Source organism: Legionella sp. W10-070 (assembly GCF_900640175.1).
Classification (GTDB): domain Bacteria; phylum Pseudomonadota; class Gammaproteobacteria; order Legionellales; family Legionellaceae; genus Tatlockia.
This window is the reverse complement of the sequence record NZ_CAAAJC010000036.1, coordinates 1-15,622: the sequence shown is the minus strand read 5'-3', so window position 1 is coordinate 15,622 and position 15,622 is coordinate 1. Positions and strand designations below refer to the sequence as shown.

Here is a 15,622-nt window from a genome sequence, read left to right as displayed (position 1 = left end):
TCACAGTCAGTGCTGATAATGCGTCTTCCACAGATATCAATGTTCTGGTATTAGGATACGGCTGTATCTATCAGGGTGGGTTTTTGTTTTCTGTCAATGATGCTACTCCCAATACCGGAAGTATCGGTGGGAAAGTGGCGGCATTGAGTGACCAGTCAACAGGAGTCAGATGGGGCCCAAGTACAGTAGAGGTAGGGGGCATCAGCGAAACATCTATGCCCGGCCCAGGCTCCTGCGATGGTAAGAACGATGGAGAGTGTAACACGGCTCGCATTATTGCCGCGGGCTTAACCCCACCCGTTGCCGCCCAACTCTGTGAAGATTTATCTGACGGTGGCTTTACTGACTGGTTCATGCCGGCGATTTGCGAGTTGGGACGATTTATGGATGGTTTTGATGCTGGTTGTGGCACTACCAACCCCAACTTATATACAACGTTGTATACGAGGAATTTAGGCGATCTTTCCGATGACGAATACTGGAGTTCTACCGAGTTTTCCGGCAATCCTACGAACGGCGCCTGGTTCCAGCTCTTCTTGGTTGGCTTCCAGGGCGACGCCACTAAGATCGCTATACGCAGAATTCGTTGTGTCCGGGCTTTTACCCCCTAACCCCCTTTTCTTATGAGGCAGCATAGCTGCCTCATGTTTTTAAAAGACGAATGATTTGTTTGGGGCGCGTTTGATGGATAAAAATTGAATGAATTTTTTGATTTTAAATCATTAAAAAAAGTATCATAATTTGGAATAGTTTTTCAATATTAAACAAACATATAGGATGCTGGTGCAGGGAATGAACCATTTATTAGATATCAAACAAGACTTGCTCTTAACGCCCAATGACAGGACCATTATCAGTAATCAGCGAGCAGCAATAGATTTTCCCTTATTTTCATTTTACTCCATTATGTTTTATTGTGTTTCTTTTCTTTATTCAGGGTTTTACTTCCTCTCTTTGCTCTGCTTAAATCGTATGTTGCATGTTTGTGCATTCATTCCCTTGTTACTTCAATCGATTGCTGCTGACTGCGTACTATTTTCACATAATAAATCGTTTTTACTTTGCAAGGAGCCTTTATGAGGTATCGTTTATTTCTTTCTATAGCAACAGCTAGTGTGTTGGGAAGTACCGCATTTGCGGGTACCATGGGGCCTGTTATGCCCGCCAAAGACTGGACCTGGGTTGGTTCAATAGCCGCGGGGTCCATTTGGGCCAGGGGCGGTGAGACACAGACTTTTTATTTGGCGCCAGAGATTGAAAAGACCTATGCAGCTAGAAAATCCACCAATGCTATTGCCTCGGGCGAACTGTTTGTTGGCCTGCAAAAATCATTGACTTCTCAATGGTTGGGGCAATTGGGATTAGCGGCCGCCACCACTGGCAATGCCAAACTGCAGGGTGTGATATGGGATGATGCCGACCCTCAATTTGATAATTACAGCTACCTTTACAAAGTACGCAACACTCGGGTAGCAGTCAAAGGCAAACTGTTGCTTGATAAAGGCCATTGGCTCATGCCCTGGGTGAGCGCGAGCTTTGGGGTTGGCTTTAACCGCGCCCATAACTTTACCAATACGCCCTTGATTTTTGAAGCCTTGCCTAATGCTAATTTCAGCAACAACACCAAAACCACTTTCACCTACACGCTGGGTGCTGGGGTGCAAAAAGCCTTGAGCGCCCACTGGCAGATAGGAGTTGGTTATGAGTTTGCTGATTGGGGTAAAAGCGAGCTGGGTCGCGCTTTGGGGCAAACCACGAATTCAGGGTTAGCCCTTAATCACCTCTACACCAATGGGGTTTTGTTTAATCTGACTTACATCGCATAAGGACAAAGGCCATGCTACGATACAGCACAAAATTTTTTTGAAGAGAATACTGGCTTTCTTGTGCTCAGTGTTCATGATGACAACAGTTTTTGCAGGGACTCCATTGTGGACCTTTGAGCCACTGACGGCCACCACGATTGCAGTGCCTGCCAATGGTACCGCAATGGTGCAATACCGAATCACCAATCAATCCAGCAAGCCGCATACCTTAACCATGCAGCCCATTCGAGGCATTACGCAAGTCACCACGGGTCTTAATGGGTGCGGCAATCCTTTTGTACTCAGAGGCAAAAATTCCTGCATCCTGTCGTTACAGATAAACGGCAGTCAGTTAAACGGTTCGGTTATGGATGGCCCCGTAGTTTGCCAACAAGGCTCTACTAGCCAGTGTTATCGCCCCAGTAGCATCAATATTTTACGCATCACCCAGGCGCCGCCGATAACGGATGCGGTAATTGCCGTCAATCCGACCACATTACTGTTTGCTGAAAATTCAACAGGCAATGTCACTGTGACCAATGATGCAGGCTCTCCGGTTGCGGCAGAGAATGTGGCTGCAACCATTCCAGGAGGCAGCAACATCAGCGTACAAAGCACGACGTGTGGCGCGAACCTTGCGATTGGAGCGAGCTGTACGATTACTTTTGCTTCGGCCACCCAGGAGGGGCCAACCACTATTCCCATCGCAGGGGATAATACCAACACGGTGAATGTCGATGTGACGGTGACCAGCCAACCACAGATAAGCATCACCAATCCTGTACAACAAAGCAGGGTCGTTACCGTATCAGGAACGGCGCTTTCTTTAGAAGTCACTAATGATGTGGGCAGTGCTGTGAATGCCAATGCGGTTACGGTCAGCGATAAGGCGGCCTGCCCTAACCTGTCTGTTGATGACAGCAATTGCGCCAGTGTGGCACCTGGAGCCAGCTGTATGTTGGAACTGACTTCTAACACGCCTTACGCACCGTGCACGATTACCGTCAGCGGTAGCAACACGGCCAACAGTCCACAAGCGTTGATTGCCTTTTCTCATTTAGGTGGGCTGGTATTTGAAGAGAGCGGAGGCAGTGGCAAGGTAGTAACTGGCCCTCTTGCCGCTTTCGATCAGTTAAGCCAATGGAGCAGTCAATTCAACGATATTGCTACTGACTTAGACGATGGGGCGCAAAATACCACTAACATTATAAATAATGACGCTGGATGTACCTCTGTAGACAATTGTGCTGCCCGACGTTGTCAAAACATCAGTGCAGACTGGTATCTTCCTGCAAGAAATGAGCTGTCTGCAGTCCATAACGCATTGTGTTCCAACTTGGCAAATCCCTGTAACTTTGGCGGGTTTTTGTTCATGACCTTCTACTGGAGTTCGTCGCAGGACACCAGCCCCAACGCGTGGGACGTGCTCTTCCCATCGGGTGACGTCAACGTCTTCTCCAAAAACACCTTTGAAGCTGTTCGATGTGTCCGGGCTTTTTAGCACTTTACCCCTTTATCCCTTCTTTTGAGGCAGCGAAGCTGCCTCATGTTTTTAAAAGACGAATGAGTTGGATTTTGATGAATGGCTTTCTATACGGAGTAATCTTACCCCAATGTAACGGACACAGATTTATGCGGATTTGTTAGAGCATTCAACCTCATATGGTGTTTTATAGTCAATAGAAGAATGCTTTCTTTTTTTATTGTAGTACCCCTCAATATATTGAAAAATACTTCTACGTGCTTGCTCCTTATGTAAGTAATTATTCTGATGAATTAGCTCGACTTTCAACGTATGGAAAAAGCTTTCTGATATGGCATTATCCCAACAGTTCCCACGACGACTCATTGAATCAATCAGTGTGTTATTAACCAGTATAGTTCGGTATTTTTTTGAGCAATACTGGCTGCCACGATCGGTGTGCACGATGACTCCTTTAGGAAACTTGCGGTTGAATAGTGCCATCAGTAATACACCGCAAACAAGCTGTTTAGTCATGCGTTTAATGCGTTAAATGAAGATTTATCGATTATTTTGTGAACAAAATATTTCACGACACCGACTACTTGTCCACAATTTCTGTGGATAACGTTGTGAATACCTCATCCAAGTAATTGTTCTAATGCAGGTTAAAGCGGCGTTCAATTATTTCGCAACCGTTGAATAATCAGATTGACTATACTACTTGCCCGGCAACCCAGCCCGATGACCATGCCCATTGGAAATTATAACCGCCAAGCCATCCTGTTACATCAACTGCTTCGCCAATAAAATAAAGGCCTGGGGTGGTTTTAACTTCCATTGTTTTAGAAGAAAGTGCGTTGCAATCTATACCCCCTAACGTTACCTCCGCTGTCCGATAACCTTCGGTACCGTTTGGTTTAATCATCCAGCAGTTTAATCTCGATGCAATCAGCTCGATCTCATGATTTGAAATATCAGAGAGTTTTTTTTCAATTAGTTCCTCGCTTATCAATATTTCCACTACTCGTTTGGGGAGATACATCGCTAAAAATGAGCCGGTTTTCTTATGTGCCATTGTCAGACGTGCAGATTTTAATAATAAGTTCACTTCTTCATCAGGCAATAAATTGATACAAACAGATTCTCCAGGATACCAATAAGAAGAAATCTGCAGTATTGCCGGGCCACTTAATCCTCGATGGGTGAACAGGATATTTTCTCGAAATCCAGTGCGTTCATTATCCACCAGACTATCAACACTAATCCCTGACAGCTGCGAAAAAAACGCTTTTTCTTTCACATCAAAAGTCAAAGGAACAAGCCCTGCTCGTGTAGGCCATACGCCTATACCAAATTGTTCTGCCACTTTATAAGCAAGCGGGCTTGCTCCCATAGTAGGAATTGACAAGCCGCCTGTTGCAATAATTAGGGAATGGCAATGGAATATACCCTGAGAAGTGCTTAGTCTGAAATGGTTATTCTCTATAAACTTAATCTGTTCAATTGACGTATTTAAATTAATTTGTACTTTGGATAATTCACTTTCTGCAACTAACATATCAACAATATCTTTCGATTTATTATCACAAAATAATTGCCCCAGGGTCTTCTCATGGAAAGGAATTTTGTGTTTTTTAACCAACTCAATAAAATCCCACTGTGTATAGCGCGTTAATGCCGATTTGCAAAAATGAGGATTATGGGAAATATAACAAGCAGGATCGACATTATAGTTAGTAAAATTACAACGTCCGCCACCCGACATCAAAATTTTTTTCCCTGCCTTGTTGGCATGATCAATTACAACCACTTTGCGACCACGTTTTCCCGCTTCAATAGCACACATCAAACCAGCCGCACCAGCACCTATAACAACCACATCAACTGCTTGCATGTTTAATCTCTTGGCTTGTAATGCTGTCAGCGAGCGATCTGCCCTTTACCGATAGCATATAATTATTAGAGTAGATATAAATTGAGAAACAACTATCGAGTCAAATTGATAAAATTTCTTCAATTATATTTCAATCAACATAAAAATTCACTTAGGCTATATTATGGTCTTAAAGTATCGAGAAGCGGATTTAAACCATTGCCCCCTGGCTATTGAGTCCCCCTGCACTCACATAAGCTTAGGTGACCTTCATGGCAACGCACTTAAGCTAATCTACATCCTGATTGAGGAAAGAATCCTGCAATTTTCTTCTGGGCAATACGATAAATTAAGAGACATTTATAATACCCCTGTAGAGGGTCTCTCAGTTGAAAAAATTTCCTGTTTTAGAACAATTATCAATAAAGCGAAAGTAGACAATACAAAAGCAATCACTTTGATTGGTGATGAATTAGCTGACAGAGGCCAAAACGACTATTTTACCTTGTTTGTACTTAAAAAACTCTACGAAGCAGATGTAAACATCGAGATTATGTTATCCAACCACAGCACAGAATTTATCAAAGATTATGAAAGAGCATGCTTTACCGGGCGGTATAATTTTTTCGAAGTTCAAGGCAAATCACTTGGCAATATGCAAATCCTTATTGAAAAAGGTTTGGTTGAAGAAAGTGAAATCCGTCGCATTGTGACAAAAAATTACATACCAATGGTTAAAGCTATCGGCTATACCCTTTCTACTGAAGGGAACCTGACTTTATTTTCCCATGCCCCTGTTGGTCTGGAAACGGTAAAAGCACTCGCAGAAAAATTTAATATTTACTATCAGGATAACAACCTTAAAAGCTTAATTCATACAATTAATGCGATTAATCAGGGCGTTCTGCACTTACTCCAGGAAAAAAAATTAGCAAAACTGATAGAATCAGAAGGTTTTGCAGTTCCAGATCACCCGATTCCGCTTACTCAACCCCTGTTTCGCTTACTTTGGAATCGTGCTGTGGGTAATGAATTGATTACTGAACCTTCTGGGGGATTTAAAGTCAGGTTTGTCCATGGTCATATCGGCGATTGGTCTGTACTGCTTAAAAATGATGTTGACCCGCTTCCAACCCATCAGAATCTCGATAATTTCTTTGGTAAAGGTTTACAGTTTACAAAAACAGGTACAATGGATGGCCTCCTTATTAAACATTTCACCAGAGGCTCTTCTGATTTAATTGCCAAACAACTTACCGGGAAAAAATTGGATGAACTTTCAAACTAAATTCTTAGACCAGCCTCATCTGACATTCCTCATTCTTGTGCTAAATTTTAAATTAAGATGAATAAGGAAATTCCTGTATGAAAATATTTCTCGTTAGCTTATTTGTATTCATGTTTTTTTTACCTGCTCACGCTGCAGATATCTCTGAAGAAGAAATACAAACCCAAGCAGATGATCAAACGCTGTGTATACAGCAGCGACTACCACAATGTATTAATCAATGTCAGAGTGCCGGTGGCAGCAATTGTGTACAAATGTGCGAGGAAAATATTAAAAATGAATGTCGGCAAGCCGGGGAATAGGACATTACCCAGACATAGGGTCATTGTATAACCTAAAATTTAGCACTCATTTGCCAAAGTCATATTCAGATTTAGAAGTGATTCGCTGATTAATCCAGGTGGCGTTTCTTATTTCAAGTACCATAGGAATAAGAGAAGCGTTATATTGATTCCCTACAAATGTTTTTGAGAATTGCCGAAAACCAAAAAATTTATAATATTTGACATCAATTAAAGCGGTTATATGCTGTTTTCCGTTGGCAAAGCGACTCTGGTATATCCCTCCAAGGCGCGCCTGTTCTTAACTTCCAAATAATTGCTTCCATAATGTTACGGTCATTTTTCCAGAAGTGGCATCCAAATAACTTCATTGTTCGTTGAATCTGCTCCCAAATTTCATCCGTTAAAACACATCGAACCACTTTTAAATTGATCCTTCTAAAATCGAGTGATTTTACATGAGATGGGGAAAGTTGCATTTCAATGATTTGGATGATAAGAGAAATCAAATCTTTAAGATTATTAAAAAATCATATTGATTGGGTTGAAGCAATCCTTTGGTGAAAAAGTTGGCTTCAATTGAGGACACGCCCTAATCCAAAATATAAATTGGCTTTAATATTCCGAAGCTACCTTGGTCAAAGCAGCCGTTGGGCAATTATTGGCGATGAAGGACGAGTCATGGATTATCAGATATGGTGCGGCCCTGCCATGGGTTCATTTAACCGTTGGGTAAAAGAAACGTTCTTATCAGAACTTATGTATCGAAATGTAAAGCAAATCGCCTATAACTTACTGGAAGGAGCAACAATCATTACCCGAGCCCAACAACTGAGAGCCTTGGGGATTGATGCTCCAGGAGAAGCCTTCTATTATCTACCAAAATATTTTGAAGGTTAACGTTCTCTTCTGATGATTCTCCCATCTTTTTCCCTGACACTCACAATAGCTGGTTGGCAGCAAGCCATGAGTACATTTTTGCACTAAATAACCTGGGCGCCAATGGTTCACAATGACCACCTGTCCCTTCTTCAGCATTGAAAAGAACATAGTGTTTTTTGCATTGTAATTGCTGATAGAATTTTTTGGCCTGTCCCGGGGTAATGTATTCTAATGTATTATCGCAAACAAGGGTGGGACATTGAATTTTTTCGACCAATCCCTCCACGGTATATGCGCGCGTTAACTGGAGCATTTCGCCAATAGTTTTTGCCCCGAAACGCCATTTGCGGCTTGCGAGCATAAATCTCAAATTTTCATCCGTTTCCATTAAATGCTCTATGATTTGATCCAACGGTGCACTCTCTAGCTCAGGGCATTGTGTGCTGATTAATAATTTACATTTTGACTCCAAACTGCTGCTCGAATCCAGGATACCCGGATCAACAATACAAGCAGCAATACGCTTCTCTTTTGCTGCTGCCCGTGCAGCAAGATAACCGCCAAAACTTCGACCAATCAGAATAATTTTATTTTGATCAATTTCGGGACGCTGGACGATAAAATCAATTATCTTTTCAATGACTCGTTCCCAATCAGGAATAAAAGGAGTCTTATTTAAACGTAACACACTACCCTGGCCGGGACCTTCAAACGTTAAACAGTGTATACCACGTTCCAGTGCTTCAGCAGCCGTACTAAAGAAAGATTCTTCTTTTGTTCCATCCCCTCCCCCGGTATCAATTAAAATAGGCTTCGGTTGATTTGATGATCGATTAATATAAAGATAACCTGGCAAGGTAATATTATCGAAAGGAATCGCCACTTTTTCTACAGGCGACTCAAAAAACTCAAGCGCCTGATGAAAAGCATCTATGCTGCGTTGCAAAGCCTTCTCAATTCTTGAGTCAGCAGGTTCATCCTCGAGGAAAAAATAAGCGGTACGATAATAAGTACAAGCACGCAGGAAGGCCATCTTCGCATCCAGATTCATCCCTTCTTTGCGGTAAGATTCAGCCGATAAATAGTTTTTATCAGCAAAAGCACTCCACTGCGTATACCAGCTTTCCTTGTTACCAGGTTCTATTTGATTAGCTATGGCAAAACATTCGCCAATTTCAGCTCCCTGGTAAGTAGTAGCACCTAAACTTCTGATTAGCTGGGCATTAAATAATGGTGGTTCGATTATATTTTGCATAAGCATGGTATCTCTTTTCTTAGCTGCATATTATTATCAATTCTGTATAATAGCCTAGTCTGGTATATTCTTGAAGCCTAACATCTGTTACTTTCCTTTGCGTTCCTGAAATATTTTAACTTATCTGTAAAATAACCTATGATTCTCTATAAACTATCTATTATTAGTTAGGAATTATTATGAGAAGACCTTTAGGATTATGGGAGACAGCATGCGCCTTGATTCACGATAAAGGACAGGGTACAGCAAATACCTGCATGGCAGTTTACATCAAGGGGAAGTTAGATTTTTTCTTGTTAAAAAAAGCATTTTACAATTTATACTGTCGTCACCCTCTGTTACGTGCAACTTGTTATAGGGATATACAGAGCTATTTTTTTCAGACCAATGCAGATTTCCACAACATTCCCCTTGAGCAAATTATTGTTGATGAAGAAAATGCCTGGCTTGAGCAGTTTTTACAGATTTTAAAAGAACCTTACCCTATCCATCAATATCTTTGGCGAAGCATGCTCATCACCTCAAGATCCAACCTGAAAGATCATTGTTTACTAATCGGTTTGCATCACTCAATCCTAGATGGTGCCTCACAACTCTCAATACTCAAAGACTTATTAAGTTTTTATGAAAAACTTGAACAGGGACAAACTCCCGATTTGATTCAACTTTCTCTGATTCCCGCTATTGAATACCATCTCCCTGCTGGTATCAGCTGGACACAGTATAATAAAAATCAAAAAACCATCGACAATCTCTTTGGCCCTACTCCCAAACTTAAGTTTCATAATTTCTCTGCAGAAAATCTGGAGCCCAAAATTCTATTTTGTGACTTTGATGAATTAATACTCAATAAACTTCAGGCTCTCTGCAAGGAGAAAAAAGCTAAAATGACAGCAGTTATTAATACAGCATTGTTATTTGCATCAACTGAGCTGGAAACTTCTCTTCATGTTCCAGTTAATTTACGCTCCTATGCCAAACCTGTTGTAAGTTCTGAACACATTGGATGCTTTATCAGCATGGTTAAAACGATCCATCATATTAATAGAAAGATTGATTTCTGGAATCTGGTTCAGCATTATCAATACCAGTTTGATAATAATTTTTACTTAACTGGATTAACACCTAAAGAATTTGACATAGATGAGGTAGCCAGCTGGTTTGAAATACCTGAACATTCTGGAAGAAGGGAGTTTACTGCCGGATTTGGTATTAGTAATTGGGGTAAAATTAACTTTCCTGAGCGCTTTGGGAGTTTAGCCGTTACAGGAATTCATCGTGGTAGTGGCCGACAAATCGGGGATTTCCCCTATTTTCTACATATTGCCACCATCAATAATAAAATATGGGGGGCTTTTAGCTATGTCGAACCCATGATGTCAACGATATGGATGAATAATTATATTAAAAAATTCCGGGAAATACTTGAGGATCTGGCTTTAAAATAAATACAAATTTTCCGGCTTTTCATCAGGTGGAATAGACATTACTCTTGAGGCTCAATTACACTTGTAAATTACCAGTCCTCTTTAAAGGGAGTAGGTCTTGGTGTTTTGTACACACTTGAAGAACGGGACTGTTCATAATCATCAACGCTTGAAAAGGGAGCCTTATCGTTACCAGAATATTCTTTTTCAATTGCTTTTTTTGCATCATGGTAAGAAGAAGAATTTCTGAGAATCGATCCCACACGATTCATAAAATCATCCAGGCTAATATTTAAATGAGAAACATCATGAACTTCCGAACCTCGTCCATTAACTCCCAAGCTAAAGGCAAGAAGTTGCCCCGTCTCACGATTTGACCAAGTGGTTAGCCAGAGACTATTTTTTTTCTTGTTTTCTTCTTCCTCTTCCTCTTCTGCCTGCTTTTTTTGTGTGCTATTACCAAGTGATAATTGCATGTCTTTTCTCAAAATCTGCAAATCCTCTTTCTCAATAATATTTTCTTCGATCAACCAGTTGTTGGATAATTGCTTGTTTCCTTCTTTTATCTTCCCTACTTCAGCTTTATAGGCTTCAAATTTCTGGGTAAGCTGCTTAGTACTCATGACGACTCTCCGCAATAATACTTACTATAGATAGTATACCAATCAGCAAATATGTAAAGTATTAAATCCAAATGACCAAATAAAAGCTTTCGGTGATAATCCTAATTGCCTTAGATAACGAGCTTTATAGACTCCTATATCAAAAAATTAACCTGATGCTCAATCAGATTCACTTGCCTGTTTTAATAAGTAGCCTTCCTCCGTTGCGTACATCAGACCCTTGGCCTTTAAGTGCGGAGATATCTCCCTCATTGGTTTACTGTAAAATTTGTCAATTGTAAAACTTTTTTGAAAAAGCAGGTCTACTTCCGCTTGATCTACTGAAAATGGCGGGCCTTGCATTTCATTTTGATCATAAGCCGTGGTGATCAAAAAAACAGCTGCTTCTGGCTCGAGCAATTGAGTTAGCTGTACGGCATATAGTGGTCGTACGGCTGGAGGTAATGCAATAAGAGCTGCCCGATCATAGACTGCGTCAATTTTCTCAAGCAGGCTTTTATCCAGTTTAAAAAAATCGCCTGCAAAGAGAGTAATATTATCACCGGCATAAATGACAAAGTCACTCACTTCGATTATCTTGAATGAAATTTCGTTTTCAGTAAAAAATGCCTGGCAAGCGTATTGGCTCAACTCGACACCAATCACCCTATAACCCTGAACAGCCAACCAAAGCATATCAATACTTTTACCACATAAAGGAACAAAAACACGAGCGCCTGACTTTAAATTAAGCCGTGAAAAATACCGCTGCATTAATTGATTAGGCTGTGACTGATTAAACCCGATTTCATTGGCTTCCCATCGCTGCTGCCAATATCGCTTATCCATCATTTACCTCTTAAAGTTGGCTGGAATACCAAGGTATATTGAATATATCCCCTGGTATTCAAGGAAATCAGATTATTCTGTCAAGGAAAGAATTATTACCAAGGCTTTAACTCATTCTGCTCAACTACTTCATTAGAATCAGGAGCCGTTTTAATTCTCTTTGAATCAGATGGTTCACTGAAAAAAATGGAATGTAACGGCTTGGAAGCTGTCTGACTTAATGAAGTATCTGTAGATATACTTACTTTGAGTCTATAACTATTCTCCCTATAAACATATTCCTTAGAGCTTGGGAAATGTTCTATCAACCCACCTACGTCAACCTCAAATAAAGATTGCTCATCCTCTGCCTCATCAATATTTTGGAAGATATCTTTGGCAAATCCTTGGATTACCGAAAAAAATCCGCGTAAATTAACAAAACCGGTATTTGTGCTGGATTTTTTGACTTCCTTTGGAGAGTTCTCCTCTGTTTTTGATAAAGCTTCCAGGCTCATCCCCAACATTTCTGTAATATATTTTTCATTTTCAAGCATATCTAGGTTCTCTGGTTTGTTTTGTACATCCAGACTAATCAGTACTTTTTCATATAAATCATCATAAACTTTCAATACACCATTCAACAAATTGTTAGCGTTTTTTCCAGGCTGGTTTACAAAAATAACATACAGAGATGATTCATATTCCGGCAGCAGAACTGCATCAGGCACAAGCTCCTCTTTAATGGATTCTATTGAATTTTTAAATTCTACATCCAGTTCAAAGAAAACTATCAAGCTACAGTTATAATCTTTCTCAACAGATAACTGAGATAAAGCAGCGAATCTTAAATAATCAGAAATAAAGGCGTAGGGTGTCGGCTCAAACTGCTCTAACCATTGTACGTACTTAAAATTATTGGCATCAATATCAAAAAAAATGATTCGATTAATTAGCTTCTCATAATCAGGAAGTAATGCCTTCTCAGATAAGTGTTTTTTATTTAAGTATTCTGGTAAATCAAGATTTTTTTTACTAAAAAAAATATTAACCTTTGCTTCCTCATTCTGTGATAAAAAACTTCTGACAGCATTCCAATATTGACCTGGCTTACCTTCGCCCAGCCAAAGAGCACAACCTGCTATATTCATATAAACCTCTATTTGTCTTAAAATAATTCTCGCTAATGCTTTGCCTCATTCATCCTGGATTGACAGAACATTTATTGCTCAAGGCAATAAAGTATTGAAGATCTAAAGTTTTTCAGCGCCCTATAGATACCCAAGATTCATCAAAATGCTATTTTCCATTTTTCCACCCACCAAAAATTGAATCGTCTACAATTTGGCATCTTGAAGTGCCTTGCTATAGAAATTAGCCTTCTGATCATACAATGCCTTTATTGTTTGATTATTATACTTTATAAAAAAAATAATTCTACTGCTGCTATTAATACTTAAGTGCGACTATCATTAAGGATATCTTCAGAGTTATATACAGGCTTGCTCGACTGAGAAAATATTAGGCGAGGTAAAAGTGGTCGGAAGGGGAATGAGAAACCTTACTTGAAAATTGACATTAAACCAATATAAATATCATTTTGGTCTGCACGCCTATCCTGCCAAGCCACCTCATTGCATGGACAGGTTATGGTATAACTTAATCACCAGATGAACGAGTTCTATTAAAATAATAAAAATTAAAATTCGATAAGTCCAAATTTTAGCCCAGGGAAACATGGCAACTTTAGCCCCTGCCGCCCCGCCAGCAATGCTGCCTAACGCCATAACAATGCCATATTCCCAATTTATATGTCCATGCGTTGCAAAAAAGATCAAAGCAATACATGTTGAAGAAGCAATAGCCAAATTTTTTATAGCCGTTGCCTGAACAAAAGGTAAGCGTACTGCAAGAATTAAAGCAAGCATTAAGTACGTTGCACCATCCAGTACAATAAACCCCAGCCAAAAGCCTATAACGACAAATAGCAACATTTCCTGCCAACGAAATCGAGGCTCTTCTGAAAAATCTTTTAAAAAAGCATGTTTAGTTTTCGTAAACAATAAAACTAAAGCGATAAGCATTGCAATGGTGATGATAAAGCCAAGACTTTTTGCTGAAATAGTCTCTGCAAGAAGTGCACCCAAAAAACTTCCAACGACACTGGGAATAACCACCTTAAGAGCGATTGGCCAATGAATTTTGCCAGATTTTGCAAACATATAAATGGCTATCATACTACCAACCAATACGGGCAAACGATTGGTGCCATTAGCCATCTCAGGGCTTAAGCCCAGAAAAATCAATAGTGGTAAAGTAACCGCTGAGCCACTTGAAGCTAATGTATTTAAAAAACCGCAGAAAAATCCAGCAACTGCAAATAAGGTCATCAACATAGCATCAGCCTTAAAAAATAGTCTATCCGGTTCAAATCATCTCTCTCTTTTCCATCCAAACCTCAACGCATTCGAGACAACAAATTGATTTTTTGTTCAGATTGATAATTCCTGGACTTTACTGATGCCATTGAGAGGAATCGAACCGCGAGCCTATTGATTACGAATCCCGATTGGGGGCTACAAAAGACAATCATACATCATAAGTATCAACGATAAAATAAATCAGTTAAATTGTTTCGGCTGTTGTGGTTTTTTGCGCCATTTCAAATTACCGAATAATTAGAGGCTGTCGTCTTGCTCAGGGTGTTGTTTCTGGCTTGGCATCCAAAGTTCGCTCGAGTCTTTATAGTTGAATGTCGGCAACCCCGGTTTTAATTAATAATTTTTCGTTATCATAGGAATAATAAATTGAGATTGCAAAATTACAATTTATAATGTTTCATCAATAATTTTTCAAATACTTTATCCGGAAGTACTCGCTTTAGTACAATCGAGAACTTCTGTATAAAAGCTCCAACCTTGTAATGCACCTTAGGTTGAGGGGTACGGATAATATGATAGACAGCTTGAGCTATCTCCTCCGGGTTGCTGCCACTATCCACATGATCGTTTATCATCTGTAAGGTTGTACTATAGGAGGTTTCATAAGGGGAACCTTTTATCAGGGATGCATGATAACGACCGGCTGCTATATTAGTAGCAAAATCACCGGGTGCTACATTAGTTATGTGTATGCCGAATGGCTTAACTTCCATTCTAGGCTCCGTGAACGAAATTTCTAATTAGTTGAAAAAAAGGCAGTTTCTATAGTGAAATACGATTTGCCGTCGAAAAATCACTAAAAGAACTGCCAAAATGAATAATAACATATCAGAGCAAGTATGGAACCGACTCTATTCTTTTTTGCGAGGAATAAAAGGTCTTCATACACAAGAAGAAAAGAGATTGCGCCGATTTATAGAAGGGGTTTGGTATATATTGCGGACGGGATGTCAATGGCGTCTTCTTCCTGATTATTATGGGCATTGGCGCCAGGTTCACAGGCGATATAAAGCTTGGTCTGATCGAGGCATTTGGTCTGAATTGATGCGTTCAGTCAGTGATATTGATGATCAGGCCGTTATGATCGATGCAACGATTGTGCGTGCTCATGCTTGCGCATCAGGCTATAGCAAACAAGGAAACGAAGCTCAGGCACTGGGCCGTAGTAAAGGAGGCTTTACTACCAAAATACATGCTGTGGTTGATGGGTTAGGTAACCCTATTCGATTTACTCTAACAGGCGGACACAGAAACGACATTACTCAAGCGGCTGAATTGCTAAAAGAACAGCGCAATACGTTAGTACTTGCTGATAAAGGATATGATTCACAGCCATTCATTAACTCCCTGAAGAGTCAGAATTGTTGTCCGGTTATCCCATCGAGAAAGCATGTAAAATGTCCAAGAAAAATTGATAACGAGGTCTATAAAGAGCGGTTTTTAATCGAAACTTTTTTCTCAAAAATAAAGCATTT

17 protein-coding genes and 1 pseudogene are annotated in these 15,622 nt (G+C 40.1%); 9 read left to right on the top strand and 9 right to left on the bottom strand.

From position 1 onward, the window contains the following. The 4 genes from E1O65_RS11785 to E1O65_RS11770 all read left to right on the top strand — a co-directional run. Positions 1 to 611 (top strand): DUF1566 domain-containing protein (locus tag E1O65_RS11785; RefSeq protein ID WP_133133795.1); only part of this gene is annotated, 611 nt, incomplete at its 5' end. 181 nt (positions 612 to 792) lie between these two features. Then, the gene (locus E1O65_RS11780) at positions 793 to 1,080 is read left to right on the top strand and encodes a hypothetical protein (RefSeq protein WP_133133794.1); all 288 of its coding nucleotides are present in this window, start codon (positions 793 to 795) and stop codon (positions 1,078 to 1,080) included. After that, on the top strand, positions 1,077 to 1,826 hold the full coding sequence (locus E1O65_RS11775; RefSeq protein WP_133133793.1) for an outer membrane beta-barrel protein: 750 nt from the start codon (positions 1,077 to 1,079) through the stop codon (positions 1,824 to 1,826). The genes E1O65_RS11780 and E1O65_RS11775 overlap by 4 nt, the downstream gene beginning before the upstream one ends. 37 nt (positions 1,827 to 1,863) lie before the next feature. Next, on the top strand, positions 1,864 to 3,306 hold the full coding sequence (locus E1O65_RS11770; RefSeq protein ID WP_242601600.1) for a DUF1566 domain-containing protein: 1,443 nt from the start codon (positions 1,864 to 1,866) through the stop codon (positions 3,304 to 3,306). Between the two features lie 129 nt (positions 3,307 to 3,435). Here E1O65_RS11770 and E1O65_RS11765 read toward each other — a convergent pair whose 3' ends face one another. Continuing rightward, the gene (locus E1O65_RS11765; protein ID WP_133133792.1) at positions 3,436 to 3,804 is read right to left on the bottom strand and encodes an integrase core domain-containing protein; all 369 of its coding nucleotides are present in this window, start codon (positions 3,802 to 3,804) and stop codon (positions 3,436 to 3,438) included. A gap of 178 nt (positions 3,805 to 3,982) precedes the next feature. Then, the gene (locus E1O65_RS11760) at positions 3,983 to 5,164 is read right to left on the bottom strand and encodes an NAD(P)/FAD-dependent oxidoreductase (protein ID WP_133133791.1); all 1,182 of its coding nucleotides are present in this window, start codon (positions 5,162 to 5,164) and stop codon (positions 3,983 to 3,985) included. Positions 5,165 to 5,327: 163 nt separating this feature from the next. Here E1O65_RS11760 and wip point away from each other — a divergent pair, with 163 nt between their 5' ends. Together wip and E1O65_RS11750 are read left to right on the top strand one after the other, a co-directional pair. Beyond that, the gene (gene wip / locus E1O65_RS11755; RefSeq protein WP_133133790.1) at positions 5,328 to 6,431 is read left to right on the top strand and encodes a Dot/Icm T4SS effector Wip; all 1,104 of its coding nucleotides are present in this window, start codon (positions 5,328 to 5,330) and stop codon (positions 6,429 to 6,431) included. A 77-nt stretch (positions 6,432 to 6,508) separates the two neighbouring features. After that, on the top strand, positions 6,509 to 6,733 hold the full coding sequence (locus E1O65_RS11750) for a hypothetical protein (RefSeq protein WP_133133789.1): 225 nt from the start codon (positions 6,509 to 6,511) through the stop codon (positions 6,731 to 6,733). A gap of 209 nt (positions 6,734 to 6,942) precedes the next feature. Here the strand turns inward: E1O65_RS11750 and E1O65_RS11745 are convergent. Then, positions 6,943 to 7,134, bottom strand: a pseudogene (locus E1O65_RS11745) (transposase); the annotation flags it as partial. Positions 7,135 to 7,291: 157 nt separating this feature from the next. Between E1O65_RS11745 and E1O65_RS11740 the strand changes: the two are divergent. Then, positions 7,292 to 7,612, top strand: a complete 321-nt coding sequence (locus E1O65_RS11740; RefSeq protein ID WP_347400073.1) for a hypothetical protein — start codon at positions 7,292 to 7,294, stop codon at positions 7,610 to 7,612. 40 nt (positions 7,613 to 7,652) lie between these two features. On the opposite strand, the gene E1O65_RS11735 is transcribed toward E1O65_RS11740, so the two are convergent. Beyond that, positions 7,653 to 8,855, bottom strand: coding sequence for an alpha/beta fold hydrolase (locus E1O65_RS11735; RefSeq protein WP_242601598.1), 1,203 nt, complete (start codon positions 8,853 to 8,855; stop codon positions 7,653 to 7,655). A 173-nt stretch (positions 8,856 to 9,028) separates the two neighbouring features. Here E1O65_RS11735 and E1O65_RS11730 point away from each other — a divergent pair, with 173 nt between their 5' ends. Next, a complete protein-coding gene (locus tag E1O65_RS11730) occupies positions 9,029 to 10,297 on the top strand; it encodes a condensation domain-containing protein (RefSeq protein ID WP_133133787.1) in 1,269 nt (422 codons plus the stop codon). Between the two features lie 68 nt (positions 10,298 to 10,365). Here E1O65_RS11730 and E1O65_RS11725 read toward each other — a convergent pair whose 3' ends face one another. The 5 genes from E1O65_RS11725 to E1O65_RS11705 all read right to left on the bottom strand — a co-directional run bounded on the left by E1O65_RS11725 (position 10,366) and on the right by E1O65_RS11705 (position 14,860). Continuing rightward, positions 10,366 to 10,899, bottom strand: a complete 534-nt coding sequence (locus tag E1O65_RS11725) for a hypothetical protein (protein WP_133133786.1) — start codon at positions 10,897 to 10,899, stop codon at positions 10,366 to 10,368. A gap of 159 nt (positions 10,900 to 11,058) precedes the next feature. After that, positions 11,059 to 11,730: a thiopurine S-methyltransferase gene (gene tmpT, locus E1O65_RS11720; protein WP_133133785.1), complete on the bottom strand. Its 672-nt coding sequence runs from the start codon at positions 11,728 to 11,730 to the stop codon at positions 11,059 to 11,061. Positions 11,731 to 11,822: 92 nt separating this feature from the next. Further along, a complete protein-coding gene (locus E1O65_RS11715) occupies positions 11,823 to 12,857 on the bottom strand; it encodes a hypothetical protein (RefSeq protein WP_133133784.1) in 1,035 nt (344 codons plus the stop codon). A 480-nt stretch (positions 12,858 to 13,337) separates the two neighbouring features. Next, on the bottom strand, positions 13,338 to 14,102 hold the full coding sequence (locus tag E1O65_RS11710; RefSeq protein WP_133133783.1) for a sulfite exporter TauE/SafE family protein: 765 nt from the start codon (positions 14,100 to 14,102) through the stop codon (positions 13,338 to 13,340). Between the two features lie 425 nt (positions 14,103 to 14,527). After that, on the bottom strand, positions 14,528 to 14,860 hold the full coding sequence (locus tag E1O65_RS11705; protein ID WP_207384248.1) for a hypothetical protein: 333 nt from the start codon (positions 14,858 to 14,860) through the stop codon (positions 14,528 to 14,530). Positions 14,861 to 14,960: 100 nt separating this feature from the next. Between E1O65_RS11705 and E1O65_RS11700 the strand changes: the two genes are divergently transcribed. Beyond that, a partial coding sequence (locus E1O65_RS11700; RefSeq protein WP_133133782.1) for an IS5 family transposase occupies positions 14,961 to 15,622 on the top strand: 662 nt, incomplete at its 3' end.